This is a genomic window from Burkholderia sp. BCC1985, assembly GCF_905339915.1.
Lineage (GTDB): Bacteria > Pseudomonadota > Gammaproteobacteria > Burkholderiales > Burkholderiaceae > Burkholderia.
The window spans coordinates 179,513-205,886 of record NZ_CAJPGY010000011.1 but is presented as its reverse complement, the minus strand read 5'-3'; the positions used below and the strand labels follow the sequence as shown (position 1 = coordinate 205,886).

Genomic DNA, 26,374 nt, shown 5'->3' with positions numbered 1-26,374 from the left:
GGTTGTGCTGGCTGTGCTGGCTGTGCTGGCTGTGCTGCCTGCGTCGCCTGCGTCGCCTGCGTTGCCTCCGTCGGCTGCGCCTGCGTTGTCTGCCGAGTCGGCAGGCGGCCGCCGACGGCCGCCTGCAGATCGGTTTCAGCGAGCCAGTAGTCCTTCAGTGCATCGATGTAGCCATTCACCGCGCCGACCTGCTCGCGCGCATCGGCCAGCAGCTCGAACACGCTCGCGAGCATCCCGTTGTAGCGCAGCAGCAACTCGTCCGAGATCGTTCTACGCAGCGGCACGACTTCGTCGCGATAGTGCTTCGCGACGTCGTAGCGCGTCGTGTATGCCGCATACGATTCGCGCACTTCCGAGCGCGCGTCGATGGCCGTCTGCGCGAGCCGGTTCGCCGACTGCATGTAGACGGCCTCGGCCCGCGCGACCTTCGCGCCGCCCCAGTCGAACAGCGGAATCTCCACGCTGATCTCGTAGCCGTGCTCGTGCCCCTTGTCGGTCTCGTAGTTGTTCACGTAGCCGAGATCGACCGCGTTGACGAAGCGTGTCGCCTTGCTGAGCCCGAGCGACGACGCGACGCCCTGCGTCCGCAGCTTCGCGGCCTGGATGTCGAGGCGGTTGTGCATCGCGTAGCGTTCGAGATCGGGCAGATCGGGGCGTGCCTTCGGCAGGTCGGGCAAGCGCTCGGGCAGCGTGTACCGCGTGCGCTCGCCCCACAGCCCCATCGCGCGCGTGAGCTTCTCGCGCGCGGCCACCGCCTGCTGCTGCGCCTTCGCCTGCTGCGCGACCGCGTCCGCATGGAACGCCTGTTCGCGTGCGTAGTCGAGCCGGCTGGAATTGCCGGCCTGCCGCATGCGCAGCGCGAGTTCGGCGGCCGCGCTCGCGGCGTCGCGCACCTGTTGCGCATAGTTCGCGGCCTGTTCGGCGGCGACGGCTTCGACATACGCACGGCGCGCGTCGGCCGCGACCTTCAGCATCGCGTCGGCGGTTTCGAGCTTGGTCTGCTCGAAGCGGCGGCGTTCGATGTTCGTCGCGAGCGGCAGCGTCAGCAGCGCGAACACATTGGCCGAGAACGTGCGGCCGAGACTCAGTTCGCCGTCGCCGGCCCGCGTGCGGCTGAACGAGAAGCGCGGATTCGGCAACCGGCCGGCCTGCACGAGATCGGCCTCCGACAGCCCGAGTTCCGCATACGACGCCTGCAAGCCGCGATTGTTCAGCAGCGCAAGCTGCACCGCGTCGTCCATCGACAGCGGTTTCGCGAGCAATTCCTTCGTCCGCTTGTCGACGGCTTCGCGGTCGGCATCGGTCCTGACGATGACGGCGTCCTTCCCGATGCGCTCGGATGCGGCGGACGACACGGCGTCGAAGCCGCCGTCCTTCGAAAACGTCGTGCAGCCGGCGAGAAATGCCAGCGCGAGCATGGTCGCGCCGAATCGCGGTGAAATCGCAAATCGCATCATTGCCCGGCCTCTCCGTGCATCGAATGGGCTGCGCCGCCCGCCGGGTTTCCGGGCTTCGCGTGTCCGGTCGCGGGTCCCTTCGTGGCCCCCTTCGCGGGCCGCTCCATCACGTCCCGGTTCAGTTGCTTCCAGCCCGGGCCGGCGTCGTCGCGATACGGCACGTAGCCGTCGAACGCGGACGTCGTCGTGACGTCCGGCACCGACGCGGCCGCATCGGCCGGATCGGGAAAGGCGGTTTGCGCGGGCGCGAGCGACGGCACGAGGCTCGCCGCGCCAAGCAGCGCCGCAATGATCAATCGCATGGATGTTTCTCGTCGTGAGTCGTGAGTCGTGAGTCGTGAGTCGTGAGTCGTGCGGCGGACGTCGTGCGTTCGCCGGCACCGTTTGTGGATCGCGGCCGGTGGCCGCGGGCAGGGACTAGACGGAAATCCGGCGCGGCGGCCTGTCGATGCCGCCGGTCAGGAACGACACGACGACGGTCGAAGGCGCGAAAGAGACGATCGCGGTACCGATGTCCGACGTAACGGGCACCGCAGGCACCGCCGCCATGCCCGTGCCGAAACAGCAGGATCCGCAGGCGGAACAAGGCGTCGCATGCCGTGCGCGACCCTCGTGCTCATGCGGTTCGCCGTGCATGCGCTGCATCGCATGCGACGCAGCGGGCGCAGCGGCGCTCGCCCCATGCTCCGCATGCGGCACCGCAGCGACCGTGCCCGCGCACTGCATCGACCCGGTCGCGAACGACTGGATCGGCACGCACAGCGCCAGCAGCACGACGAGGATGAATTTGCGCCAGTACGACATGGATGCGGAATCAGGCAGACAATGACCGGATGAACGGGAGCGGCGCCGCGACGGCGCGCTCCGGACACAAGACGGCCGCAGCTTATCGCCGCCGGCGTGACGACGACATGGCCGAAACATGACCGGATTTTCATGAAGGGCGGCACGGCATCGCACGCGCGCCGGATGACAATTCCGTCATCCGCCGGTCATCTTTCGCGCACGCGCGGCGCCGTAAGCTCACGCGTTACACTGACCGGCCGGAATCACCCACGGCCTGCACCACCATGCGGATACTGATAGTCGAAGACGAACCCAAGATGGCGTCGTACCTCCGCAAGGGGCTGACGGAGGCGAGCTACACGGTCGACGTGGCCGAGAACGGCCAGGACGGGCTGTTCCTCGCGCTGCACGAGGATTTCGATCTCGTCGTGCTCGACGTGATGCTGCCGGAACTGGACGGCTTCGAGGTGCTCCGGCGCCTGCGCGCGCAGAAGCAGACGCCGGTGCTGCTGCTGACGGCCCGGGAGGCGATCGAGGACAAGGTCACGGGGCTCGAACTGGGCGCCGACGATTACCTGCTCAAGCCATTCGCGTATGCGGAGTTCCTCGCCCGCATCCGCTCGCTGCTGCGGCGCGCGCCGCGCAATGCGCGCGAGATCCTGCAGGTCGCCGATCTGGAAGTCGACCTGATCAAGCGCCGCGTGCGGCGCGCCGACACCCGTATCGACCTGACCGCGCAGGAATTCGCGCTGCTGCAGCTGCTCGCGGAACGCGAGGGCGAGGTGCTGACGCGCACCTTCATCACGTCGCAGATCTGGGACATGAATTTCGACAGCGACACGAACGTCGTCGATGCGGCGATCAAGCGCCTGCGCGCAAAAATCGACAACGCGTACGAGAAGAAGCTGATCCACACGATCCGCGGCATGGGCTACGTGCTCGAGGATCGCGCGTGACCGGCGGCCCCGCCCCCTATTCGCTGCTCCGGCGCCTGACGCTCGCGTTCGCGGCCGTGGCCGCGCTCGTGTTCGCGCTGACCGGCGCGTACCTGTATCGCTCGCTGTCCGCCGAATTGACCCGGCGCGACGACATCGAGATCGCCGGCAAGCTCGACCAGTTCCTGCAGCTCGCGCACGCGAGCGGCTCGACCGCCGCCCTGCGCGCCGACCCGGCCGTCTTCCATGAAGTGCTGCTGTCGCATCCGGGCGTCTATCTCGGCATCTACGACGGCGCGAACCGCCCGCTCGTCGAACACAGCGACGCAGCCGGCCACACGCTCGCATCGGTGATCGCGCGGCCGCAGCCCGCCGGTGCCCCGGGCGCGGCCGCCAGCCCGTTCAGCTGCACGCCGCCCGGCATCGGCCCGTCGCGCTGCGTGCGTGCACGCGCCACGTTGCCGTCGGGCGAAACCGTCCAGGTCGCGGTGGCGCGCACGGCGGCCGATCGCCAGTCGCTGCTCGAAAGCTATCGCGTCGACATCTGGCTCGCGGCCGCGCTCGGCGCGCTGCTGGTCGGCGCGCTCGGTTACGCGGTCGCGTCCCGCGGCCTGCGTCCGGTCGAGAGCCTCGGCCGGCAGACGTCGCGCATCGAGGCGCACAACCTCAACGCGCGTCTCGACGCGCGCGGCGGCCCGGTCGAGTTGCGCGAGCTCGCCACCTCGGTCAACCGGATGCTTGACCGGCTCGAGCGCGCGTTCGTGCGGCTGTCGCAGTTCTCGTCCGACCTCGCGCACGACATGCGCACGCCGCTCGCGAACGTGATCAGCGCGTCGCAGGTCACGCTGTCGCGCGCCCGCACCACCGAGGAATACGAAGCGCTGATCGATTCGAACATCGAGGAATGCGAACGGTTGCAGCGGATGATCGAGAACATGCTGTTTCTCGCGCGCACGGACAATGCGCGGCAGCACCTGAAGACCGCCGAACTCGACGCCGGCAACGAACTGCGCCGGCTCGCGTCGTATTTCCAGGCGCTGGCCGACGAGGCCGGCGTGCGGCTCGACGTGCGCGGCGAAGCGCCGGTCGTCGCGGACGCGACGCTGTTCCGCCGCGCCGTCAGCAACCTCGCGTCGAACGCGCTCGAACACGCGGAAGCCGGGTCGACGATCGAGCTGGCCGTCTCGACCCGGCCCGGCTTCGCGGTCGTCGAAGTCACGAACCGCGGCGTGGCGATTCCGCCCGAACAGATCGAGCGGATCTTCGAGCGCTTCTACCGGATCGATTCGTCGCGGCACGGCGCGGCGCGCAACGCGGGGCTCGGGCTCGCGATCGTCAAGTCGATCGTCGAACTGCACCGCGGCAAGGTCGAGGTCGTGAGCCAGGGCGGACGCACGACGTTCGCGCTGTATTTCCCGGCCGGCGCTGCGTGACACGCGCGTGACGCCGCCGCGCGCGCACACCGATTGCTTCCTGGAATGGCATGTGCGTCCGGCAGAAGGCGGCTTACCATCCCGAATGAAGCGGCATGACCGCACACGCTTGCCGAAAGCGGCCGGCTCGGCTAGACTGCCCTTCGTCTTTGGGGAGTAGCCTGCTTTCCATCCCCGGAAAGCGAATGCGTCAACACACTCGGCCTGCGGCCGTGGCGTATTCGGCCGTATCGGTCTGGCGAGACCATCGACGCATCGCGTCGTTCCTGGTCGGACGTCGGCAGATGCGTCATGGTTCGTCCACGTCCGACCACGGAGTCCCCATGTTCCTCCTGACTTCCCTCTCGCATTTCGCCACTGCCCGCCTGCCTGCCTGCGGAGGTGCCGCATGACCTTGATGCTCGTCGAACTGGCGTTCATGCTGATCGTCATCTTGGTCGCGGCCGAACTCTTCACGAATGCGCTCGAACATCTCGGCGAACGGCTGAAGATTTCCGAAGGCGTGACCGGTTCGCTGTTCGCCGCCGTCGGCACCGCGCTGCCCGAAACGATGGTGCCGCTGCTCGCGCTCGCGGGCGGCACGTCGAACGCGGCGGTCAACGAGGAGATCGGCGTCGGCGCGATTCTGGGCGCGCCGCTGATGCTCGCGACGCTGACGACCTTCCTGATGACGCTCGCCGTGATCCGCTCGCGCGGACTGACCGGCACGATCGCGCCCGAGCGGACCGGCTTCGTGCGCGACCTGAACTACTTCATCGCCGCATTCGCGCTCGCCACCGTCGCGATGTTCGTCCCGCATCACGTGTGGGCGGTCCGCGCGCTGCTCGCCGCGATGCTGGTCGGCGTCTACGTGATGTACGTCGTGATGACGTTCCGCGCGTCGACCCGGCTCGTCGATGCCGGGCACGGCACCGAGGCGCCGCACGCGATGTTCCTGTCGCGCGTCGGGCTGCCGACCAACCTCGCGACCATCGCGCTGCAGCTCGCGCTCGGCGTCGCGCTGCTCGTCGGCGGGGCGAAGGGCTTCATCCACGGCGTCGAAGGCGTGTCGCACCTGCTCGGTATTTCCGCGCTGCTGCTGTCGCTGATCATCGTGCCGATCGCGACCGAGTTGCCGGAAAAGGTCAACAGCGTGCTGTGGATCCGCCGCAAGAAGGACACGCTCGCGTTCGGCAACATCACCGGCGCGATGGTGTTCCAGGGCACGCTGCTGCCGGCGATCGGCATCATGCTGACGCCGTGGGAGCCGCGCCCCGAGGTGCTGACCGGCGTGGTCATCACGCTCGCGGCGGCGGTCTGGCTGCGTGTCAATGCGCGTGCGCGCGGGCTCGCGATCTGGGCGCTGCTGGCGAACGGGGCCGGGTATGTCGGCTATCTGTTCGTGACGTTGACGCGCTGAAGGTGCTGAAGGTGCTGAAGGTGCTGAAGGTGCTGAAGGTGCTGAAGGTGCTGAAGGTGCTGAAGGTGCTGAAGGTGCTGAAGGCGCTGAAGGCGCTGAAGGCGCTGAAGGCGCTGAAGGCGCTGAAGGAACTGAATGCGCTGAAGACGCGGATCGGGCGCGCCGCCCGACAGGCGTACGCCCCCCCGAACGCGAGCGTCGTCACCGCACCGCGCTTGACGACGCTCGCGGCGGGCGGCCATCCCGCCCGCTTCCCCGCGCTTACGACGCCTTCACGAGCCTGACGATCGTCAGCGTGCCGTTGACGTTCTCGACGCGGACCTTCACCTTGTCACCCGCATGGACCTCGGCGAGCATGGCCGCGTCCTTCGCCTTGAACGCCATCGTCATCGGCGGCATCCCGACGTTCTCCAGCGCGCCATGCTTCAGCGTGATCTTGCCGCTCGCGGCATCGACCTTCTTCACTTCGGCATCGGTCAGCGCGGCATGCGACTCGGCCGCGCCGCCCGACGACATCTTCATGCCGGACATGTCCATGCCCGGCATGTCGCCCGCGGCGAGCGCGGGAACGGCGAACACGCCGGTCGCGAAAACGGCAGTGGCGGTGGCGATCAGTTGATTCATCTTCATCGGGATTCTCCAGTTGAGGTGGACGGCACGTTCATGCCGTGAGGAACTGCATCGGATTGCCGCTGACGGCTCGCGCCTCGCGCACGACGGCGCTGCAGCAGAAGCCACGCGGCGGGAATGACGAACATCGACAGCAGCGGCGCGGTGATCATGCCGCCGACCATCGGCGCGGCGATGCGCTGCATCACTTCGGAGCCGGCGCCGTGTCCGACCATGATCGGCACGAGGCCGGCCAGCACGACGGCGACCGTCATCGCTTTCGGCCGCACGCGCAGCACCGCGCCTTCGCGAATCGCGTCGAGCAGCACGGCATCGGTCAGCGGCGTGCCGGCGTCGAGGCGGCGCTGCAGCGCGCCCTTCAGGTACAGCAGCATCACGACGCCGAACTCGGCGGCCACGCCCGCCAGCGCGATGAAGCCCACCGACGTCGCGACCGACACCGCGTGGCCCAACGCCCAGACGAGCCAGAAGCCGCCGATCAGCGCGAACGGCACCGTGGACATCAGCAGCAGCGCATCGGCCGCGGAGCCGAACGTGACGAACAGCAGCACGAAGATCACGACGAGCGTCACCGGCACCACGGTGCGCAGCGTCGCCGCCGCGCGTTCGAGATACTCGAACTGTCCCGACCACGCGATCGAATAGCCGGGCGGCAATGCGACCTGTTGCGCAACGACCTGCCGCATCGCACGGACTGCCGTACCCAGATCGGTGCCGCGGATATCGACGTACACATAGCCGGACAGCCGCGCGTTCTCGCTGCGGATCATCGGCGGCCCGTCGGCGATCGCGATGCGCGCGACGTCGCCGAGGCGAATCTGCGCGCCGCGCGCGGTGACGACCGGCAGTTGCCGCAGGTTCTCGAGCGAATCGCGGAGCTCGCGCGGATAGCGCAGGTTGATCGGGAACCGCTCGCGCCCCGCGATCACTTCGCCGACATCCTCGCCGCCGATCGCCGACGACACCACCGACTGGATGTCGGCCACCGACAGCCCGTAGCGCGCGGCCGCGAGCCGGTCGACGTCGACGTCGAGGTAGCGGCCGCCGTTCAGCCGTTCCGCGAGCGCCGACGTGACGCCCGGTACACGTTTAACCGCCGCCTCGACCTGCGTCGCGATCGCGTCGATCCCCGCCAGGTCCGGCCCGGAAATCTTCACGCCGACCGGCGTCTTGATGCCGGTGGACAGCATGTCGAGCCGGTTGCGGATCGGCGGCACCCACACGTTCGACAGGCCCGGCACCTTCACCGTGCGATCGAGTTCGTCGACGAGCTTCTCCGGCGTCATCCCCGGCCGCCATGCGCTGCGCGGCTTGAAGCGGATCGTCGTTTCGAACATCTCGAGCGGCGCGGGATCGGTCGCCGTATCCGCGCGCCCCGACTTGCCGAACACCGTGTCGACCTCGGGCACGGTCTTGATCAGCCGGTCGGTCTGCTGCAGCAGTTCGCTCGCCTTGTCGGCCGAGATGCCCGGCAGCGCGGTCGGCATGTACAGCAGATCGCCTTCGTCGAGCGGCGGCATGAACTCGCCGCCGAGACGCGACAACGGCACGGCCGTCAGCAACAGCGCGGCGATCGCGACGCCGATCGCGCGCCACGGGCGCCGCAGCGTCGCTTCGAGCAGCGGCCGGTACACGCGGGTCAGCACTCGGTTGATCGGGTTCGCGTGCTCGGGCGGAATGCGGCCGCGCACGAGATACCCCATCAGCACCGGCACCAGCGTCACCGACAGCGCGGCCGCGGCGGCGATCGTGTAGGTCTTCGTGAACGCGAGCGGCGCGAACAGCTTGCCCTCCTGACCTTCGAGCGAAAACACCGGCACGAACGACAGCGTGATGATCAGCAGCGAGAAAAACAGCGCCGGCCCGACCTCCGCGGCCGACCTCGCGACCAGCTCCCAGCGCCGCGCCGTCGTGATCGGCTCGCCGGGATGCGCGTGGCTGTATGCCTCCAGATGCTTGTGCGCGTTCTCGATCATCACGATCGCCGCATCGATCATCGCGCCGATCGCGATCGCGATGCCGCCCAGCGACATCAGGTTCGCGTTCACGCCCTGGTAGCGCATCACGATGAACGCGGCCAGCACGCCGAGCGGCAGCGACAGGATCGCGACGAACGCGCTGCGCAGGTGGAACAGGAACACCGCGCAGACGATCCCGACGATCACGAACTCCTCGATCAGCTTGTCGCGGAGGTTGTCCACCGCGCGCTCGATCAATTGCGAGCGGTCGTAGGTCGTGACGATGTCGACGCCGGGCGGCAGCGATCGCTTCAGGTCGGCGAGCTTCGCCTTCACCGCGTCGATCGTCGTCAGCGCGTTCTTGCCCGAGCGCATCACGACGACGCCGCCCGCCACCTCGCCCTGCCCGTCCAGCTCCGCGATCCCGCGCCGCATCGCCGGGCCGACCTGGATGCGCGCGACGTCGCCGAGCAGCACCGGCGTACCCGCGTCGTCGGTGCGCAGCACCACGTGCCGGAAGTCGTCGAGCGTGCGCAGGTAGCCGGACGAACGCACCATGTACTCCGACTCGGCCAGCTCGACGACCGCGCCGCCCGATGCCTGGTTGGCCTTGCCGAGCGCGTCCGCGACCGCCGCCTGCGTGATGCCGTACGCGCGCAGCTTGTCCGGATCGAGCACGACCTGGTACTGGCGCACCATCCCGCCGACGCTCGCCACTTCCGACACGTCCGGCACGGCCTTCAGCTCGAACTTCAGGAACCAGTCGTTGAGCGCACGCAGTTGCCCGAGGTCGTGACGGCCGGTGCGATCGACGAGTGCGTACTCGTACACCCAGCCGACCCCGGTCGCATCCGGCCCGAGCGACACGGTCGCGCCCGCGGGCAGGCGGCTCTGCACCTGGCTCAGGTATTCGAGCACGCGCGAACGCGCCCAGTACGGGTCGGTGTGGTCGTCGAACAGAACATAGACGAACGCGTCGCCGAACGACGAGTACGCGCGCACGGTCTTCGCGCCCGGCACGCCGAGCAGCGTCGTCGTCAGCGGATAGGTGACCTGGTCCTCGACGACCTGCGGCGCCTTGCCCGGATACGACGCCTTGACGATCACCTGCGTGTCCGACAGGTCGGGCAGCGCATCGAGCGGCGTCTGCCGCAGCGCATGCACGCCCCACGCCGCGATCAGCACGGTGGCGAGCAGCACCAGGAAGCGGTTGCGGACGGACCAGCGAATCACGTGCGCGATCATCGCGTGCCTCCCTGCGGCTCGACCTTCGTCAGCCGGTAGCCGTCGTCGCGCTGCACGAACGCGAAACGCACCGTCTGGCCAGCCTTCACGTCCGGGAACGCGTGTGCCGACGGCTTGCCGAACGCCATCGTCATCGCGCCCCAGCCGAGTGCCGGCACCGGCTGATGCGAGAACGTGATGTCGTCGTCGGTGACTTGCTCGACCTTGCCGGTGGTTTCGTACACCGGCGCGGCCGCGGCGGCCGGCGCTTGCGCCGCGCTCGCGCCCGCCGCGCCTTCCAGCCGCGGCAGCACGCTTTTCAGGCTCGCTTCCGAATCGATCAGGAACTGCCCCGATGCGACGACCGTATCGCCTTCGTTCAACCCGTCGAGCACTTCCGTGTCGCCGCCGACGTCGTTGCCCACCTTCACAGATACCGGCCGGAGCCGGCCGTCGCCCGTCTTCACGATGACGATCGTGCGCTTGCCGGTCGCGATCACCGCTTCGGACGGCACCAGCAGGCGCGACACCGCCTTCCGCGCCGCGACATGCACGCGCATCAGCATGCCGGGCGTGAGCCCGAGCGCCGCATTGTCGATCTCCACGCGCGCCTGCAGCGTGCGGCTGCCCGAGCTGATGCCGGGCAGCACTTCGCGGATGCGGCCGGTGAAGTGCCGCGCCGGATCGCCCGCGAACGTCGCGTCGACCGCCATCCCCGGCTGCACGTTCAGCGCGAGCGCTTCCGGCACCTCGACGATGAGCCAGAGCGTCGACAGCCCGGCGATCTTCGCGAGCGTCTGTCCCGGCGCGACCATCGCGCCGTCCCGCACGTTCAGTTCGCTGACGACGCCGGTTTCCGGCGCGCTCAGCACGACGTGCGTCTGCGCGCGGCCGGCGCGATCGAGCGCGGCGATCATCGCGTCGGGCATCGACAGCGCACGCATCCGCGCGCGCGACGCATCGAGCAGGCTGCCGTCCATCCCGCCCCGCTTGAGCGCGAGATATTCCTCCTGCGGCGCAAGCCATTCCGGCACGAACAGCGACGCGATCGGCGCGCCCTTTTCGATGCGCTGCATCGGCGCCCGTGCGTAAAGCCGGTCGATGTAGCCGGTGACGCGCGACTGCACGACGTCCGCGCGCGATTCGTCGAATTGCGTGGTGCCCACCGCATCGAAACCGTCCGCTGTCTGCTGCCGGCGCACGGTCGCATAGCGGATGCCGAGGTTCTGCTGCAGGCCCGGATCGATCCGGACGCCCCGTGCATCGCCGCCCTCGTCCGCATAGACGGGCTGCAGTTGCATGTCCATGAACGGCGATTTCCCCGGTTTGTCGAAGTGCTGGTTCGGCACCATCGGGTCGTGCCAGTAAAGCACCTTGCGTGCTGCCTGCAAATCGGGCGTGCCTGACGCCGCGACGGCAGCCGTTGCCGCGCCGCCCGATGCATGGCGCATGCCCGCGACATAACCGGCGCCGAGCAGCGCCGCGCCCGCGCATGCCAGCAGCACCGCACGCGCCAGTGATTGCTTCGTCATGAGGTTCTCCTTCACTGCGCGGCGGCCATCGTCGACGGCACGACCTGATATTCGAGCTGCGCCCAGGTCCGCGACACGTCGCGTCCGAGCTCGAGCACCTGCAACTGCGCGTCCAGTTGCGCGCGCCGGGCGGCGAACGTGTCGGCGAGCGAACCGGTGCCGGCCCGGTAGGCGGCCGTGGCGAGCTGCACGCGCTGCCCGGCGGCGGGCAACAGCGATTCGCGCAGGGTCGCGAGGCGTTCGCGGCCGCTTGCCAGCGTTTCGGACTGCGTACGGATATCGGCTTGCACCTGACGCAGCGTGTCCTCGTACATCAGGCGCGCCTTCGTCGCGAGCGCGGCCTTTTCGGCGACGTCGCGGTTCTGCCGGTTCTTGCGATCGAGCGGCAACGGGATCGTGACACCGACGGACACCATGTTCGAATACGCGCCGCCGCGCTGCTGGTACGCGATCTCCCACGTCCAGTTCGGGCTGCGCTCGCTGTCGGCCACCGCGGCGTCGGCCTCGGCGACCGCGATGTCGTCCGCGGCGGCGACGAGCGCCGGTTGCGACACGCGCAGTTCGTCCGGCGGCAACGACGCCACGAAGGATTCGGGCGCGGGCGGCGTACCCGTCACGTCCGTGACGGGCGCAGCCGTCCAGCGGCCGAGCACGATGAGTGCGGTGCGATAGGCCTGCCGCGCGTCGAGCACCTGATCCTGCGTTTGCGCCAGCATCGCGCGAGCCTGGACGACCTCGCCCGCGCTCGCCTTCGCGCCGCGATACGACGCCTGCGTCGCGTCGAGCTCATGCCGCATGTGATCGAGCAGCGCCTGGCGAAGCGCGAGCGCCTGCTTCGCGTAGAGGGCGTCGAGCCAGGCCGCCGCGGTCCGCTGGCGCACCGTGGCCAGTTGCACGAGATAGTCCGCGCGTTCGCGGCCGACTCGCTCGTCGGCCAGCGCCGCGCGCAGCCGCCGCTTGTCGCCGGACACCCATTCCTGCTCGATGCCGATGCGGCGCATCGTCATGAAGTCCTGGCCGACGGTGAAGCGCTGCCCGCCGTTGACCGGCAGGTTGTCGATGCCGGCCTTGAGCATCGGGTCCGGCAGCTGGCCGGCCCTGACTGCCGCTTCCGAACTCGCGCGCACCGAAGCCTGCGCGGCCTGCATCGACGCGGAACGTTCGATGGCGGCCTGCAGCGCGGCGTCCAGCGTGACGGGCGACTGCTGCGCATGGGCGCCCGCCGCCAGCAGCGCCGCCCAAAGCACGGGCGCGCGCCGGCACGCACGCCGCATGCGCGGCGTGCAGAAATCGAATGACATGGTGTAACCCCAAGTCGGAACCCGAATGGATTCCACGTCCCGAACACGGGACGAACCTCACCGCCTCGGCGGTGAACCGGTCAAATCGGGATCAGCTGATGCGGGGCGGGCGCCACAACCCGTTCGGGTCGCGGATCGGGACGGACTGCGCGTAGTGGAAGACGATCGTGCTGGCGAATGCAGCGGGACGGCTCACGTCGGCGCGGGCGGCCGGGTGATAGAGACTGCCGAACTGGCATTGGGCCGTCACCTTGCAGGCCATGCCCTTCGCTTTGGCCTTCGTGGTGTCGGTGGGCGACGCTTTCATCGAATCGCAGCCGCTCATGTCGGCGGACATGCTCATGCCCGCGTTCGCGTCCATCGACATCGTGTGCTGCATCGGACATTCACCGGTCAAGCCGCTGGCTGCCAGCCCGCTGATGGGCAGCACCGCGCAAAGCAGCAGCAGGATGAAGGTCCGAAGCAGTTTCATGGCGGCGATTATAGCGCGGCGGTTTGCGGTATGGCGCGGCGACGTGAGCGGCTTCTTACGGTGTCCGGCGCCGCCCCCAAAACGCGCTAGCGTGCCAGCCCGTCCGCGGCGAGCACCTGCTGTACGGCCGGCCGCGCCCGCACCCGCTCGTACCACGCGCGCAGGTTCGCATGGCGGCTCAGGTCGATGTCCGCGTTGTACACCGAGCGCATCCAGTCGGCCTTGCCCCAGCCCGTCAGCGCGAACAGGTACGCATCGGCGACGGTGAACGTGTCGCCCGTCACATACGGGTTGCCGTCGAGCTGCCGGTCGATCCACGCAAAGCGGCTGTCGAGCTTCTGCCGCACCGGGTCGACGTATTGCCCCGCCTGCACCGCGTAAAGCAGCGGGATGAAGCTCTTGTGGATCTCGGTGCCGAGGAAGTTCAGCCATTCCATCAGCCGGTAGCGGGCGAGCGTGCCGTACGCGGGCGCGAGCCGCGCTTCGGGGCGCCGGTCCGCGAGATACTGCGCGATCACCGGCCCTTCGCGCAGCATCGTGCCGTCGTCGAGTTCGAGCAGCGGCACGTAGCCGAGTTCGCTCACATCGTAGTAATTGCGTCCGTCTTCAATGACGTGTTTGCGCGCGTCGACCTTGATGACCTGCGCGTCGATGCCGCTTTCGCGCAGCACGATGCAGATGGCCTGCGAACAGCTGCCGGGAGCGTGATAAAGCTTCATGCGTTTCCTTGATTGGGTGGTTCGACTATCGATTCGCCGCGACGCGGGCGCTAATATCTCGCATCGGCGCAGCACTGAGAAGAAGGCAGTCGTTTGTGCCGTAGTCACAAAAAAGTTACCGACAGGGTCAGCGGCATGAAGACGAGTGCGACAGGATGTTCCGTGGAAGAAGCGATGCGCATGCTCGGCGGCCGCTGGCGGCTGCTGCTCGTGTCGTATCTGCTCGACGGGCCGAAGCGCTTCAGCGACCTGCGCCGCGACATGCCGGGCATCTCGCAGCGGATGCTGACGCTCGATCTGCGCGCGCTCGAGGACGCCGGCTTCGTGCGGCGCACCGTGTATCCGGAAGTGCCGGTGCGCGTCGAGTACGATCTGACCGCGGACGGCGACCGGCTGCGGCCCGTTGTCGAGGTCATGCGCGCATTCGGGCTGTGGCTGAAGGCGCGCGATGCGCATGGCGAGGTCGACGCGCAAGCCGCGCTGCCCCGATAACCCCTTACCGAGAGACACATCATGGAACTACACGCTACCGTCGGCGCGGCCACGTCCGATGTCGACGACGACGAAAGCTTCGCGAACATCTATTGCCACGACGCGGCGCAGAACTATTGCTTCTCGCTGCTGCGCTTTCCGGAGGAAACGTCGATCGAGGTGATGGTGCTCGACCAGCTCACCGCGCACGTGAACGATCTGTCGGTGCGGCTCACGGGCGACACGCTCGACGTCGAACTCGACGAGCGCACCGCCGCGAGGCTCGACGGCAACACGCATTACGTGATTCATCTTGCGCCCGGCGAACACGATCCCGTCGCGCTGCGCGCCGCGCTGAAGGAAATCTTCGACGGCAAGAGCGGATATCGCGACGACAGCGCAAGCGCGTAACGCGACCCGCCCGATACTCGTTCACATCCCGCGCGTTCGCCGTCCGCCCGCGACACGCGTTTCGCGATTCCTGCCGCTGTTCCTCGCGCCCGCGGGGCGGCGGCGCGGCCGCACGAGCGGCACGCGCTATGCCGCCAGCGCGGCCGCCTTGATGTTGAACGCGCGCAGCAAGTCCTCGCGGAACGCATCGACGATCGGCTTGCCGCTCGCGTTGCGCTTCATCGCGAGATGCAGCGGCACATCGAAGCCGAACGTCGCACGGCCGACGGCCTTCACGAGCCCGCGCTGCTCGAACGGCTCCGCGTAATGCGCGGGCAGGTAGCCGAGATGGCCGCCCGACAGGATCAGGATCGTCGCGGCCTCGATGCTGTCCGCGCTCGCGGTCACGCGCCGCTCCGGCAGCGGACACTGTTCCTCCGGCACCGGATACGTACGCCACACCCAGTCGTGCGCCTGCAGGTCGTCCATCGACACCGGCCGCGACACATGGAACAGCGGATGGCCGCGACCGCAGTAGACCACCTGTTCCTCGGTAAACAACGGCGTGTAGTCGAGCCCCGGCACGCGATGCCAGAAATACCCGATCGCGAAATCGAGCTGGTTGTTGACGAGGCCTTCCTCGAGTTCCTGCGGCGATGCGACCTTCATCGAGAACGTGACGGCCTGGTCGCGCTTGCGGAACGTGCCGATCGCGTCGGCGACGCGCGCGTTCTCGACGAGCGGGGCCTGCCCGATCAGCCCGATCGACAACGTGCCGACCAGCTTGCGGTCGATGTCGCGCACGCGCGCGACGAACTCCGATGTCGCCGCGACCAGCGTGCGCGCGGTGGCCGCGAAGCGTTCGCCCTTCGATGTCAGCCGAAAGCCGCCGCGACCGCGGTCGCACAGCTTGAAGCCGACACGCGCTTCCAGCGCGGAGAGCTGCGTGCTGATGGTCGACTGCCGCACGCCGAGCGATGCCTCGGCGGCCGTGATGCCGCGTGCGTCGACGACGGCCAGGAAGACCCGGATGAGCCGGAGATCGAGATCGGTGGTATTCGAAAACATGCTTCAAGCCGCTGCGCTTCTCGCGCGTTGCCGGGCCGACACGACACCGGCCGCCCGCGCCGATGAACCTGACCGGACGCGCGCCGTCATCGGCAACGGCACGCGCCATACCCGTCGTTCGTGAACGACCGGCGCTTACATCGGGAAGCCCATCGCCTTGAGCCCGTTGATCCACGCGCGCTTCCAGCCGCCTTCGGCATCCGCGCCGTCGAACGCGTGGAACGTGATCTTCGCGGCGACCCAGCGCATCGGCTCGGGCGGGATGTAGCTCGGGCTCTGGTTCGCGATGTCGAGCTTGCGCTCCGGGCTGTCGCGGTCGAACAGGATGTTCAGCCCCATGAACGCGCCGAACCGGCTCGCCGCGACGCCGAAGCCCGTGTAGCCGGCGACGAACACGGCCTTGCCGCCGAGATAGCGCTTCGCGAACACCGAGCCGCGCGAGCAGTAGTCGATCGGGCCGCCCCACGCGTGCGAGAAGCGCACGTCGGCGAGTTGTGGGAACGTCCGGTAGAACGCCTCCGCGAGCCGGTAGTAGGTTTCGCGCCGGCCGTCCTGGTGCGGTTCCGGGTCGCCGTCGAAGTGATAGCTGACCAGCCCGCCGAAGATGATGCTGTTGTTCTTCGTCAACCGGAAATAGTTGAGCTGCGTGCGCGTGTCGTACACGCCCTGGCGATTCTTCCAGCCGATCCGCGCGAGCTGTTCGTCGGTGAGCGGCTCGGTCGCGAGCACGTGATCGCGCACCTGCATCACGCGGCGATTGATATCAGGAATGCCAACCTTTGCGGTGCCGCTGCCGAACACGACACGCGGCGCGCGCACGCTGCCCTTCGGCGTCGTCACGTACACGGTGCTGCCTTCGTCGGTCACCGTCGTGAGCGGCGTGTGCTCGTACAGCTTCACGCCGAGCGACAGCGCCGCGCGCCTGAGCCCCCACGCGAGCTTCGCCGGATGCACGATGCCGCTGCGGTTGCGCGACCACAGCGCGCCCGCGAACAGCGGCGAGTTCAGTTGCTCGAGCGTTTCCTCGCGGTTCAGCAGCACGACGTCGTGCCCGTATTCGCGATGCAGGTCGTAGTCGCCCTTCAGGTGCGCGAGGTGCCCGGGGTCCACCGCGACCGTCATCTCGCCGTTCCACTCGATGTCGGCGTCGATGGCGTAGCGCTTCAGCGTGTCCTCGAAGCCGTCGAGGTTGTGGTGGCCGAATGCCTCGAGCTGCGCGATGTCGTTCGGGAACACGCGCACCGCGTTCGGCAGCCCGTGCATCACCGACGTCGAGATGATCCCGCCCGCGCGGCCCGACGCACCGTGCGCGACCTTGCCGGCCTCGATCAGCACCACCTTCAGGTGCGGCATCTGTTCCTTCGCCTGCACGGCCGTCCACAGCCCGGTGAAGCCGCCGCCGACGACCAGCAGGTCGGCCGTCACGTCGCCGACGAGTTCCGGCTCGGCGGCCGGCGCGGCCGGGTTGTCGAGCCAGTACGGGAACAGTTTCGTATGCGCGAGCGCCTCGGCGGCGCCCAGTGCGACCGGCGCGTGACGCGCGGCGTGCGCGTGAGCCGGTGCGGCTTGTGTTGCTTCGTTGACTTCCATTTCCATGATCCCAGCCATTCCACCTGATCGCGGCCCGCGCATGCGATGCGTGCACGGCGTGCCGAATTCGCCGAATTCAGCGATTGCGCCGCTTACTTCTATCGCCGCGGTTGCCTCGGTTGCGCCGACGGCGACGATCGGCGCGATGCACCGCAAGCCGCGACGCGTGCCTTCGACACCCGCGCGACGGACGTCGCCTGCGGTCGATCGAAAACGCCGCCGCCGGGCCTCGCGTCAACCTGACGACGACGCCACGGCGGCCGCTCGCATCACGACTTCTCGAGCAGCACGTAGAACTTCTTCGCGTCCTCGATCGTTTCCCAGCGGCCCGCGAAACCGGCCGGCAGCAGGTAGCCCTGGCCCGGCGTGAATTCCTTGCGGTTACCTTCGACATCGGTCAGCGCGATCCGGCCCTCGACGAGCCACACCACTTCGTCCGCCGCGGTTTCCGGGAACTCCACGGAGCCGACCTTGCCTTCCCACCAGCCGATGAGGTAGCTGCCGCTCTTGCCTTCGGCCGCGCGCCAGTCGCTTTCGTCCATCCCGAAGTCGAGCTTCGTGAATTCGCCCACGCCTGCGCCCAGCGGCAGGATGTCCTTGATCAGTTTGGTCATTTGAATCTTTCGTCTCTCGATTGAAAAAAGCAGAGACAAAGTTACTCATTTACACTGCCCCGGTATGCCCCCCTGCGGGGGGGACAAACCGCGTTTTCCGCGGCGCGCAGGGTCGCAGGACTCCGTACCGTATTTCCCCCTAATGACGTTTTTGACTTCGGACGCTAGAATCGCCGCCGCTTTTCACCGGGGAACCGCATGCTGCTCAACGTGAACCCCTTCCACCGCGACACCGACCGATACAACGTGTCGTTCAAGGCGCTGGGCGAGCTGATCGAGACGGTCGGCACGCCGCACTTCGTGCCGCGTCTCACGCGACTGCTGAACGACGTCGTGCCGCTCGACGTCGCGCACGTCGAGCGCTCGCGCGTCGACGGCACGATGCCCACCGGCTACCGCTGCGAATGGATCGGCAGCAGCGGCATCGGCACCGCGACCGCCGACATCTCCGACGTGATGACGCTCTACTACGAGCGCTTTCTCGACAGCGACCCGCTGTTCGCGGGGCTGCGCGGCAAGACGGGCACGATGCTGGTCGTGCGCGACATCGCGGCGATCCCGCCCGGCGAATTCCGCCAGCGACTGTTCGACGACGTGCATATCGGCCATGAATGCGTGCTCGCGCGCGGCACCCGCTATGCGCAGCATTCGATCGCGCTGGAACGCGGCCGCGACCGCCCGCCGTTCACGCTCGCCGAAATGAACCGCTTTCGCAGCATCAGCGACGTGCTGTTCCCGCTGCTCGAGCTGCACGCATCGACCACCGCCGCGCGGCGCATCGCGCACCCGACGCCCGACGTGCATCCGCTCGCGCAGTTCGACGCGCGGATCGCGGCCGACGGCGTGAAGCTGTCGAAGCGCGAATACGAAACCTGCAAGCACCTGATCTCCGGCAAGACCGTGCCGGAAACCGCCGACATCCTCGGCGTGCGCGTCGCGTCGGCCGAGTCGTACGTGAAGCGTGCGTTCGCGAAGCTCGGGGTGCGCACGAAGCGCGAGCTGGCTGCGTGGGGCGCGGCCGTGCCGGTGTTTCCTACCGCGGCAATGCGTGACCACGTAGGCGACGAAGGCAACGACGGCGACGACGCCGGCACGCCGCCCGCGATCGCCGGCTGATCCGGTCGCGCGCCGCCGATCGCCCGCCACCGGTCGCGCCGCGTCGATGCGGCGGCGCCGTTCGCATCGAGACCCGTCGATGTAAACGTTGCGACTTCAAGATCTTCGCGCCCGCGTTCTCCTCTACCATCGGCCGATCGCTTTTCACCATAAAGAGGAGACGGCCCCATGCACCGCGAACTGAACCAGCCGATGGGCGGCAACGAGATGCCGCGCTTTGGCGGCATCGCCACGATGATGCGCCTGCCGCAGGCCGACACGACCGACGGCCTCGACGTGTGCTTCGTCGGCGTGCCGCTCGACCTCGGCACGTCGAACCGCTCGGGTTCGCGCTTCGGCCCGCGCCAGATCCGCACCGAATCCGTGCTGCTGCGCCCGTACAACATGGCCACGCGCGCGGCGCCGTTCGATTCGCTGCAGGTCGCCGACATCGGCGACGTCGCGACCAACCCGTATGACCTGAAGGATTCGGTGCGCCGCATCGAGCACGCGTATGACGAGATCGTCGCGAACGGCTGCCGGCCGATCACGCTCGGCGGCGACCACACGATCGCGTGGCCGATCCTGCGCGCGCTGCACAGGAAATACGGCAAGGTCGCCGTGGTGCACGTCGACGCGCACGCGGACGTGAACGACACGATGTTCGGCGAGAAGATCGCGCACGGCACGCCGTTCCGCCGCGCGGTGGAAGACGGCCTGCTCCAATGCGACAAGGTCACGCAGATCGGCCTGCGCGGCACCGGCTATCACGCGGACGATTTCGACTGGTGCCGCCAGCAGGGCTTCACCGTCGTGCAGGCGGAGGAATGCTGGAACCGGTCGCTCGCGCCGCTGATGGCGCAGGTGCGCGAACGCGTCGGCGACACGCCGGTGTATCTCAGCTTCGACATCGACGGTCTCGATCCGTCGTTCGCGCCCGGCACCGGCACGCCGGAAATCGGCGGCCTGTCGGTGCAGCAGGGTCTCGAGATCATTCGCGGGATGAAGGGGTTGAACATCGTCGGCGCGGATCTCGTCGAAGTGTCGCCGCCGTACGATCCGACCGGCACCACCGCGCTCGTCGGCGCGAACCTCGCATTCGAGATGCTCTGCGTGATGCCGGGCGTCGCCTACCGCTAATCCGATCGACAGGAACACGCTCATGTCCACCGCCGAGCTTTCCCCTTCCGCCGCGGCCATCGTGCTGCCCGCCGCGCGCATCGCCGGCCAGCCCGTGCGCACGCATTCCGATGAAGCCGGTGCGCCGATCTTCGATGCGTCGACCGGCACGACGATCGGCTGGCAGGAATTCGCGACGGCCGCGCACGTCGACGCCGCGGTCCGCGCCGCGCGCGACGCGTTCGCCGGCTGGCGCGACACGCCGCCCGCCGAGCGCGGCCGCCTGCTCGCGACGATCGCCGAGCGCGTCGAAGCCGACCGCGAGCGGCTCGCGGCGCTGCAGATGCAGGTGAGCGGCAAGCCGCCGTTCGAGGCCGACGCCGACGTCGGCGACGTCGCCGCGACGTTCGCGTATTACGCGACGCTGTGCGGAAACCCGGCGCTGTTCGAGGCCGAGCCCGTCGCGTTGCCGAGCGACACCGTCGCGGCCGAGCGCTTCCACGACGCGGTCGGCGTCGCCGCGCTGATCGTGCCGTGGAACTTCCCGATGGTCACGACCGCATGGAAGCTCGCGCCCGCGCTCGCGGCCGGCTGCACGGTCGTGCTGAAGCCGTCCGAACTGACGTCGCCGGCCGAGCACGCGCTGCTCGACCTGATCGCCGAAGCCGGCGTGCCGGACGGCGTCGTCAACGTCGTGAACGGCGGCGCCGAGGTCGGCGCGGCGCTGACCGCGCATCCGCTGATCGACAAGATCTCGTTTACCGGCAGCACGGCCGCCGGCCGCAAGGTCATGCAGGCCGCGGCCGAGGACATGAAGCGCGTGACGCTCGAACTCGGCGGCAAGTCGTCGCTGATCGTGCGCGACGACGCCGATCTCGACGTCGCAGTGTCGCTCGCGGTCGCCGGCGCCTTCACGAACGCGGGCCAGATGTGCTCGGCCACCGCGCGCATCCTCGTGCACGACAGCCTCTATCGCAGCTTCATGGCCGCGTTCGAGACGGCCGTGCGCGCGCTCGTCGTCGCGCCGCCTGCCACCGCGGGGGTCGCGATGGGGCCGATGATCTCGGCCGCGCAGCGCACGCGCGTCGAGGCGATGCTCGCGCAAGGCATCGCGGCGGGCGCGCGCGTCGCGTTCAGCGGGCGCGTCGCCGAGGCCGGCGGCAATGGCTTCTTCATGGCGCCCGTCGTGGTCGCGGAGCCGGCCGCCGACAACCTGCTGTGGACCGACGAGGTGTTCGGCCCGGTCGCGTGCGTGAAGTCGTTCCGCACCGACGACGAGGCGATCGCGCTCGCGAACGACACGCGCTACGGGCTCGTCGCGACCGTCGTGACGCGCGACGCGGAAGTCGCGAAGCAGTTCCAGGCACGCGTGCGCGCCGGGCTCGTGTGGATCAACGCGCCGCAACTCATCTACCCGCATGTGTGCTGGGGCGGCTTCGGGCTCAGCGGGATCGGCCGCGAACTCGGCGTGACGGGCCTGCGCAGCTACCAGGAACTGCGCCACGTGATGCGCGCGATCGATTGATCTGGGCGGCCGTTCAGGCCACCGGCGGCACCATCCCCGGCGGGCCGGCGCGGCACCGCGGGCCATGCCGGCCGCGCCGGATGCCGAAGCCGCCGGGCACAGCGGCCCGACGCATCTTCGGTACCGTCACCGTCGATGCGCGGCCGCTTCGGCCTCCGTATCGTGATACTCGACGAACGCCGCGATCTTCCCGTTTTCGATCGTGAGCAGGTGCACCCAGTCGTCCTCGTAAGTGCGCCCGGTCGAATGGACACGCCAGCGTTGCGTGCCGAGCACGACGACCCGGTTGCCGCTCGCGATGAACTCGAGCGGCTCGAAGCGTTCCGCGGTCTGCGCCGACGCAAGCGCCGCGAAGAACGCCGCGACCGCCTGCGGCCCATGTCGTCTGCCGACGAACGGAACGACGTCGGCCGGCCCCGGGATGAACCAGTCGACGCTGTCGGAAAGCGTCTGCAGAATGCCCTCGATATCCGCGCGGCCGAACGCCGCGTATGCCTGCTGCACGAGTTGCACGTTGTCTTGCTCGCTCATCGCCCCCTCCCGTCATCGCAGGTTCGCCGCGGACAATTCAGCATAGTCGAACCGCGAAGCGGCCCCCATGAGGGTCTCCGGCAATCGGGCCGTGTGGATTCCGTATGAGCAATCCGTTGCGTGATCGCATCGCCCTGCCAAATGAAGCAATGCGCCGACGAATACGCGGCATGGCCGGGATCGGCGCTCCGCCACGAGACGAGATGCGGATGAGTCCGCGCCGATATCCCGCATAATCGGGCGTTGAGCGCCGCCGCGGGAAGAGACATCGTGCGAGCGCATCAATTCAAAACAGGAACGGGTGCGATCCGGCTCTCGCTGCAAGGCGCCGCCGCCCGCCCCGGGGGAAGACCAGGCAATCCCGCTGAAGACAGGACACCGACACATGGACCGAGCCGAGCACATCAGCATCGAACAGGCGGTCGATCTGCCCGCCGACGAACTGAACGGATGCGACTTTTCGTTCGAGATCGCGTGGGAGCTGAATGCGCCGTACCAGGATCTGCTCGATTTGCGCGCGCTGCCCGTGCAGCGCAAGGACTACGGCTTCGATCCGGCCGGCTGGGCGCGCGAGGCGTCCGGCGGCACCGCGCTGTTCCGCGCGAGCGCGGGCGGGCGCCTCGCGGGATTCGTCGCGATCACCGAAAGCTGGAACGGGATGGCCGAGATCGCGGAACTCGCGGTCGACCGCAGCTGCCGGCGGCAGGGGATCGGCCAGTTCCTGCTCGCGGCCGCGGAAGCGTGGGCGCGCAGCCGCGGATTCGGCTTCATGCGGCTCGAAACGCAGGCGAACAACGTCGCGGCCTGCTGCACGTACGCGCGGGCGGGCTTCGTCGTGGGCGGCCACGACCGCTTCCTGTACGCCGACGGCGCGAACGACGGGGAAGTCGCCCTCTTCTGGTACAAGGATCTGCGCGACGGGCAAAGCGCGAAGAGCCGGACGGTCGATCCGGAATCGATGCGGCCGCTGTCCTGACCGACGACCCGCCGCCGCCCGCTCCGGTCCTGCTTGCGCCTTTGCTTGCGCCTTACTTCCGCGTCGCGACGATGAACAGACGCGGGAACGGCAGCAGCACGGTGCCGTCGTCGAGCGACGGGTAGCCATCCGGACCGGCGAGCGCATCGCGATAGCGCGCGACGAACGCGTCGCGTTCGCCTTCATCGAGTGCCGCGAGGAACGGCCGCAGCGCGCTGCCCTTGAACCATTCGACGACCGCGTCGGCGCCGCCGCGCAGCGGATGGTAGTAAGTCGTGCGCCAGACATCCACCCGCGAACACGACGGCGACAGCAGCGCGTAGTAATACCGCGCGTCGAACCGCTCGGTGCGCGCCGCGCCTTTGAGCTTGTCCGCCCAGGGCCCGCCCGCGGCGACCGCGCGCATCAGCCGGTGCGCGGGTTCGTCGAGGTTGTCGGGCATCTGCACCGCGAGATGGCCGCCCGGCGCGAGCCGGCCGACGAGCGACGGAAACAGCGTGTCGTGCGCCGGCACCCATTGCAGCACCGCGTTCGACAGGATCAGGTCGTAGCCGCCCGGATCGTCCCACGTGGAGACATCCGCGAGATCGAAACGCAGCGCGGGCAGGCGCTTGCGCGCGGCCGCGATCATGTCCGGCGACGCGTCGATCCCGCGCACCGTCGCGTCGGGTGCGCGTGCGATCAGCGCTTCGGTCGAATTGCCCGGCCCGCAGCCGATGTCGAGCGCGGCATGGATCGGCGTGTCCGGCACGGCGGCCAGCAGGTCGCGGACAGGCCGCGTGCGTTCGTCTTCGAATCGCACGTACTGTCTGGCGTATTGATCGGATGGCGTTGCCACGATATGCCTCCGGGTCGGCGTGGACGGCGTCGCGCTACCCGTCGCCGTCGATGCAGCGCATGCTGCGATCCCGCCGGTCTTCGGTAGCGACGCCGGCGCGGTGACGTCAGGCTACCTCGCTCAAAGCGTCTTGACCATGAACACGCGCGCCGTCCCTTCCGGCTCGCACGGCACCTCGCCGAACGCCTCGTAACCGTGCTTCCGGTAGAAGTCCGGCGCCTGGAACGTAATCGTGTACAGCACGGCGCGCGCACACCCGCGCCGCTTCGCCTCCGCTTCGGCCTCGCGCAGCAGCCGGCTGCCGAAACCGCCGCCACGCAGCGATTCCGGCAGGTAAAAGAGGTCGATGAAGAAGAGGCCCAGCGACGTCCGGCCGGTGAGGCCGCCCACGACCTCGCCGGTCGCGGGATCGGTCACGTAGACGTCGAGCGCCGCCGTGTCGGATCGGCCCGTCATCGCGTGGTTGAACTCGCCGAGCTTGCGGCTGATGAGGTCGCGTGCGGCCGGCTGCGCGATGTCGGTCAGTTGAAGCGAAACGGCGGGATGCGCGTTCATGGCGTGAAGGTGTACGTGAAGGGCCGCCGGGCCTGCAGCGTCCACGGCGGACGTCGTGAATCGACGCGAAACGACCAGGCGTCAGTTGTACCCGAGAATCGCCACCGCCGCGACATCCGGCCGATCGATCGTGCTGCCGACGAGCGACGTCATCGGCTCCTGCAGCACGGCCTGATACGACGTCACGCGCACCTCTTCCGGCGCGCCGGCGTCATCCCGACCGGGTTCGTCGAATGCGTCGTAGCCAGTGAAAAAACCCGCTTGCGATTGCGTAAAAGTCATCTCCACTCCTTTCGATATGTCGTCGATGTTCTGATTCAATTTGCCTGTTGCAACGTCGCCGCTTGCACGGCTGCGCCGCCATGCGCGGCCTCCGACCGCGCGAGCTGCGCGCGCGTGCGCCGCGTGATGTGAATCACCGCGAACACGACCGGTGCGATCAGCAGGCCTTCCGCGAGTTCGGGATCGACCGGCAGGTTCATCACGTGCAGCGCCTTGAACGCCGCGGTCGCGAGCGACAGCACGTAGTACGAAATGGCCGCCACCGACAGCCCTTCGACCGCGTGCTGCAGATGCAGCTGGTTGCGCGCGGTGCGCTCCATGCCCGCCAGCAGGCGCGTGACGTCCTTTTCCTGCGCGAGATTCACTCGCGTGCGCAGCAGGTCGACCGCGCGCGCGATCCGCGCGGCGATCTGCTCGTGACGCGCCCACACGCTGCGGCAGGTTTCCATCGCCGGTGCGAAGCGCCGCTCCATGAACTCCGCGATCGTCGGCATCCCTTCGATGCGCTCCTCGCGCAACTCGTGGATGCGAGCCAGCACGAGCTTTTCGTAAGCACGCGACGCGCTGAAGCGGCCGCCGGACCCCGACAGCGCTTCGACCCGCACCGCGAGATGCGTGAGCTTCACGAGCAAGGCCGCGTCGTCGCCGTCGGCGCCGCCCGCGTCCATCCGCTGCATCAGCGCATGCAGCGCCGCGTGGATCTCGTCGAGCTCGCGGCTCATCCGCCGTGCGACCGGCAACGCGAGCAGCGCCATCATCCGGTACGTCTCGATTTCATGGAGGCGTTGCAGCAGGCGGCCGCCCTGCTCCTCGCGGAAATCCTCGTCGACGACGAGAAAGCGCATGAAGCCGTCGTCGCGCACGTGCCAGTCGCAGTACACCTTGCCGCCGCCGAGCACGTTGCTGCCGACGAGCGCGGGCCCGTCGATCCAGCGGCGCAGGTCGGCGCACACGAGCCGCGCGGCATCGCCCGACAGCAACTCCATGCGCACCGCGACGAAGCGGATGCCCGCGAGCCGTGCGAACCAGGCGGCCGGAATCCCTTCGATCGCGAGATCGTCGAAATAGCCGGTGTCGCGGCGCGGCGCGACGAACGTGAAGGTCGAGAATTCGGTGTGGCGCTCCCACTTCAGGTACCAGCCGCCCGGCGATTGCACCGCGTAGTGGGTCGCGCCGTCCTGCGGCGCGGCAATGCCGGTGTCGCGACACAGCGCGTGCAGCAGCGTTTCGTGGATGTCGGGCTGGCCGTCCGCGTAGATCGCGTAGTGCGTGAGCGACACGGCTTCGGCGAGCCGCAGGAACGGCCGGGCATGCAATTCCGCGGCCAGTGCGGCACGCAATGGATGATCCATCATCGGTACACCACTCTTCCCTGTTCGGCTCTGCGTGCCGGGCACGCCGGCGTGATCGCCGCACCGCATCGAACGATGCGGCCGGCTCGATGCCACTATGGCAGACACACAGCGACAATAAA

At 68.5% G+C, this 26,374-nt stretch carries 27 protein-coding genes and 1 riboswitch; of the genes, 10 read left to right on the top strand and 17 right to left on the bottom strand.

The features are described from left to right. The 3 genes from U4Z31_RS14230 to U4Z31_RS14220 all read right to left on the bottom strand — a co-directional run. The coding region (locus tag U4Z31_RS14230; protein ID WP_321810662.1) for a TolC family protein at nt 1-1,457 on the bottom strand (1,457 nt) is incomplete at its 3' end. Continuing rightward, complete coding sequence (locus tag U4Z31_RS14225; RefSeq protein WP_321810661.1) at nt 1,454-1,759, bottom strand: hypothetical protein; 306 nt, start codon at nt 1,757-1,759, stop codon at nt 1,454-1,456. The genes U4Z31_RS14225 and U4Z31_RS14230, both read right to left, overlap by 4 nt. Nucleotides 1,760-1,874: 115 nt before the next feature. Then, nucleotides 1,875-2,261 (bottom strand): hypothetical protein, encoded by a 387-nt coding sequence (locus U4Z31_RS14220; protein ID WP_321810660.1) that lies wholly within the window; start codon nt 2,259-2,261, stop codon nt 1,875-1,877. A gap of 266 nt (nt 2,262-2,527) precedes the next feature. Between U4Z31_RS14220 and U4Z31_RS14215 the strand changes: the two genes are divergently transcribed. The 4 genes from U4Z31_RS14215 (at nt 2,528) to U4Z31_RS14200 (ending at nt 6,294) form a co-directional block, all read left to right on the top strand. After that, nucleotides 2,528-3,199: a heavy metal response regulator transcription factor gene (locus U4Z31_RS14215; RefSeq protein WP_044848315.1), complete on the top strand. Its 672-nt coding sequence runs from the start codon at nt 2,528-2,530 to the stop codon at nt 3,197-3,199. Continuing rightward, the gene (locus tag U4Z31_RS14210; protein ID WP_321810659.1) at nt 3,196-4,611 is read left to right on the top strand and encodes a heavy metal sensor histidine kinase; all 1,416 of its coding nucleotides are present in this window, start codon (nt 3,196-3,198) and stop codon (nt 4,609-4,611) included. Before U4Z31_RS14215 ends, U4Z31_RS14210 begins: the two co-directional genes overlap by 4 nt. Before the next feature lie 139 nt (nt 4,612-4,750). Continuing rightward, a riboswitch (yybP-ykoY riboswitch) is annotated at nt 4,751-4,926 on the top strand. Between the two features lie 73 nt (nt 4,927-4,999). After that, nucleotides 5,000-6,010, top strand: coding sequence for a sodium:calcium antiporter (locus U4Z31_RS14205; RefSeq protein WP_044848313.1), 1,011 nt, complete (start codon nt 5,000-5,002; stop codon nt 6,008-6,010). Between the two features lie 2 nt (nt 6,011-6,012). Next, nucleotides 6,013-6,294, top strand: coding sequence for a hypothetical protein (locus U4Z31_RS14200; RefSeq protein ID WP_321810658.1), 282 nt, complete (start codon nt 6,013-6,015; stop codon nt 6,292-6,294). Here the strand turns inward: U4Z31_RS14200 and U4Z31_RS14195 are convergent. From U4Z31_RS14195 to gstA, 6 genes are all read right to left on the bottom strand, one after another. Then, complete coding sequence (locus U4Z31_RS14195; RefSeq protein ID WP_124487019.1) at nt 6,272-6,640, bottom strand: copper-binding protein; 369 nt, start codon at nt 6,638-6,640, stop codon at nt 6,272-6,274. The genes U4Z31_RS14200 and U4Z31_RS14195 overlap by 23 nt on opposite strands. Then, on the bottom strand, nt 6,637-9,843 hold the full coding sequence (locus tag U4Z31_RS14190; protein WP_321810657.1) for an efflux RND transporter permease subunit: 3,207 nt from the start codon (nt 9,841-9,843) through the stop codon (nt 6,637-6,639). The genes U4Z31_RS14195 and U4Z31_RS14190 overlap by 4 nt, the downstream gene beginning before the upstream one ends. Then, a complete protein-coding gene (locus tag U4Z31_RS14185; protein ID WP_321810656.1) occupies nt 9,840-11,354 on the bottom strand; it encodes an efflux RND transporter periplasmic adaptor subunit in 1,515 nt (504 codons plus the stop codon). The genes U4Z31_RS14190 and U4Z31_RS14185 overlap by 4 nt, the downstream gene beginning before the upstream one ends. An 11-nt stretch (nt 11,355-11,365) precedes the next feature. Further along, a complete protein-coding gene (locus tag U4Z31_RS14180; RefSeq protein ID WP_321810655.1) occupies nt 11,366-12,655 on the bottom strand; it encodes a TolC family protein in 1,290 nt (429 codons plus the stop codon). A 91-nt stretch (nt 12,656-12,746) separates the two neighbouring features. Next, nucleotides 12,747-13,127 (bottom strand): hypothetical protein, encoded by a 381-nt coding sequence (locus tag U4Z31_RS14175; protein ID WP_321810654.1) that lies wholly within the window; start codon nt 13,125-13,127, stop codon nt 12,747-12,749. An 86-nt stretch (nt 13,128-13,213) separates the two neighbouring features. After that, nucleotides 13,214-13,846 carry a glutathione transferase GstA gene (gstA, locus tag U4Z31_RS14170; protein WP_321810653.1) on the bottom strand — a complete coding sequence of 211 codons (633 nt, stop codon included), beginning with the start codon at nt 13,844-13,846 and terminating at the stop codon, nt 13,214-13,216. A gap of 135 nt (nt 13,847-13,981) precedes the next feature. Here gstA and U4Z31_RS14165 point away from each other — a divergent pair, with 135 nt between their 5' ends. Next, on the top strand, nt 13,982-14,338 hold the full coding sequence (locus tag U4Z31_RS14165; RefSeq protein ID WP_124523417.1) for a winged helix-turn-helix transcriptional regulator: 357 nt from the start codon (nt 13,982-13,984) through the stop codon (nt 14,336-14,338). Nucleotides 14,339-14,359: 21 nt separating this feature from the next. Continuing rightward, nucleotides 14,360-14,728: a hypothetical protein gene (locus tag U4Z31_RS14160; protein ID WP_044848306.1), complete on the top strand. Its 369-nt coding sequence runs from the start codon at nt 14,360-14,362 to the stop codon at nt 14,726-14,728. A 126-nt stretch (nt 14,729-14,854) separates the two neighbouring features. Here the strand turns inward: U4Z31_RS14160 and U4Z31_RS14155 are convergent, their stop codons facing one another. From U4Z31_RS14155 to U4Z31_RS14145, 3 genes are all read right to left on the bottom strand, one after another. Beyond that, nucleotides 14,855-15,775, bottom strand: a complete 921-nt coding sequence (locus U4Z31_RS14155) for a LysR family transcriptional regulator (RefSeq protein WP_321810652.1) — start codon at nt 15,773-15,775, stop codon at nt 14,855-14,857. A gap of 135 nt (nt 15,776-15,910) precedes the next feature. Continuing rightward, on the bottom strand, nt 15,911-17,371 hold the full coding sequence (locus U4Z31_RS14150; RefSeq protein ID WP_321810651.1) for an FAD-dependent oxidoreductase: 1,461 nt from the start codon (nt 17,369-17,371) through the stop codon (nt 15,911-15,913). A 263-nt stretch (nt 17,372-17,634) separates the two neighbouring features. Further along, a complete protein-coding gene (locus U4Z31_RS14145) occupies nt 17,635-17,979 on the bottom strand; it encodes a cupin domain-containing protein (protein WP_321810650.1) in 345 nt (114 codons plus the stop codon). A 198-nt stretch (nt 17,980-18,177) separates the two neighbouring features. On the opposite strand from U4Z31_RS14145, the gene U4Z31_RS14140 reads away from it, so the two are divergent. From U4Z31_RS14140 to U4Z31_RS14130, 3 genes are all read left to right on the top strand, one after another. Continuing rightward, nucleotides 18,178-19,095, top strand: coding sequence for a helix-turn-helix transcriptional regulator (locus tag U4Z31_RS14140; protein WP_321810649.1), 918 nt, complete (start codon nt 18,178-18,180; stop codon nt 19,093-19,095). 168 nt (nt 19,096-19,263) lie between these two features. After that, on the top strand, nt 19,264-20,214 hold the full coding sequence (speB, locus tag U4Z31_RS14135) for an agmatinase (RefSeq protein ID WP_321810648.1): 951 nt from the start codon (nt 19,264-19,266) through the stop codon (nt 20,212-20,214). Between the two features lie 22 nt (nt 20,215-20,236). Then, nucleotides 20,237-21,718 carry an aldehyde dehydrogenase family protein gene (locus U4Z31_RS14130; RefSeq protein WP_321810647.1) on the top strand — a complete coding sequence of 494 codons (1,482 nt, stop codon included), beginning with the start codon at nt 20,237-20,239 and terminating at the stop codon, nt 21,716-21,718. A gap of 126 nt (nt 21,719-21,844) precedes the next feature. Here U4Z31_RS14130 and U4Z31_RS14125 read toward each other — a convergent pair whose 3' ends face one another. Beyond that, complete coding sequence (locus U4Z31_RS14125) at nt 21,845-22,249, bottom strand: nuclear transport factor 2 family protein (protein ID WP_321810646.1); 405 nt, start codon at nt 22,247-22,249, stop codon at nt 21,845-21,847. Nucleotides 22,250-22,634: 385 nt separating this feature from the next. Here U4Z31_RS14125 and U4Z31_RS14120 point away from each other — a divergent pair, with 385 nt between their 5' ends. Then, nucleotides 22,635-23,225, top strand: coding sequence for a GNAT family N-acetyltransferase (locus tag U4Z31_RS14120; RefSeq protein ID WP_044848062.1), 591 nt, complete (start codon nt 22,635-22,637; stop codon nt 23,223-23,225). A gap of 52 nt (nt 23,226-23,277) precedes the next feature. Here the strand turns inward: U4Z31_RS14120 and tam are convergent, their stop codons facing one another. From tam to U4Z31_RS14100, 4 genes are all read right to left on the bottom strand, one after another. After that, entirely contained in the window at nt 23,278-24,063 is a 786-nt protein-coding gene (gene tam / locus U4Z31_RS14115) for a trans-aconitate 2-methyltransferase (protein ID WP_321810645.1), read from the bottom strand. 120 nt (nt 24,064-24,183) lie between these two features. Beyond that, nucleotides 24,184-24,618, bottom strand: a complete 435-nt coding sequence (locus tag U4Z31_RS14110) for a GNAT family N-acetyltransferase (protein ID WP_321810644.1) — start codon at nt 24,616-24,618, stop codon at nt 24,184-24,186. A gap of 81 nt (nt 24,619-24,699) precedes the next feature. Then, the gene (locus U4Z31_RS14105; RefSeq protein WP_044848059.1) at nt 24,700-24,900 is read right to left on the bottom strand and encodes a hypothetical protein; all 201 of its coding nucleotides are present in this window, start codon (nt 24,898-24,900) and stop codon (nt 24,700-24,702) included. A gap of 35 nt (nt 24,901-24,935) precedes the next feature. After that, the gene (locus tag U4Z31_RS14100) at nt 24,936-26,255 is read right to left on the bottom strand and encodes a DUF3422 domain-containing protein (protein ID WP_321810643.1); all 1,320 of its coding nucleotides are present in this window, start codon (nt 26,253-26,255) and stop codon (nt 24,936-24,938) included. Nucleotides 26,256-26,374: the final 119 nt, after the last annotated feature.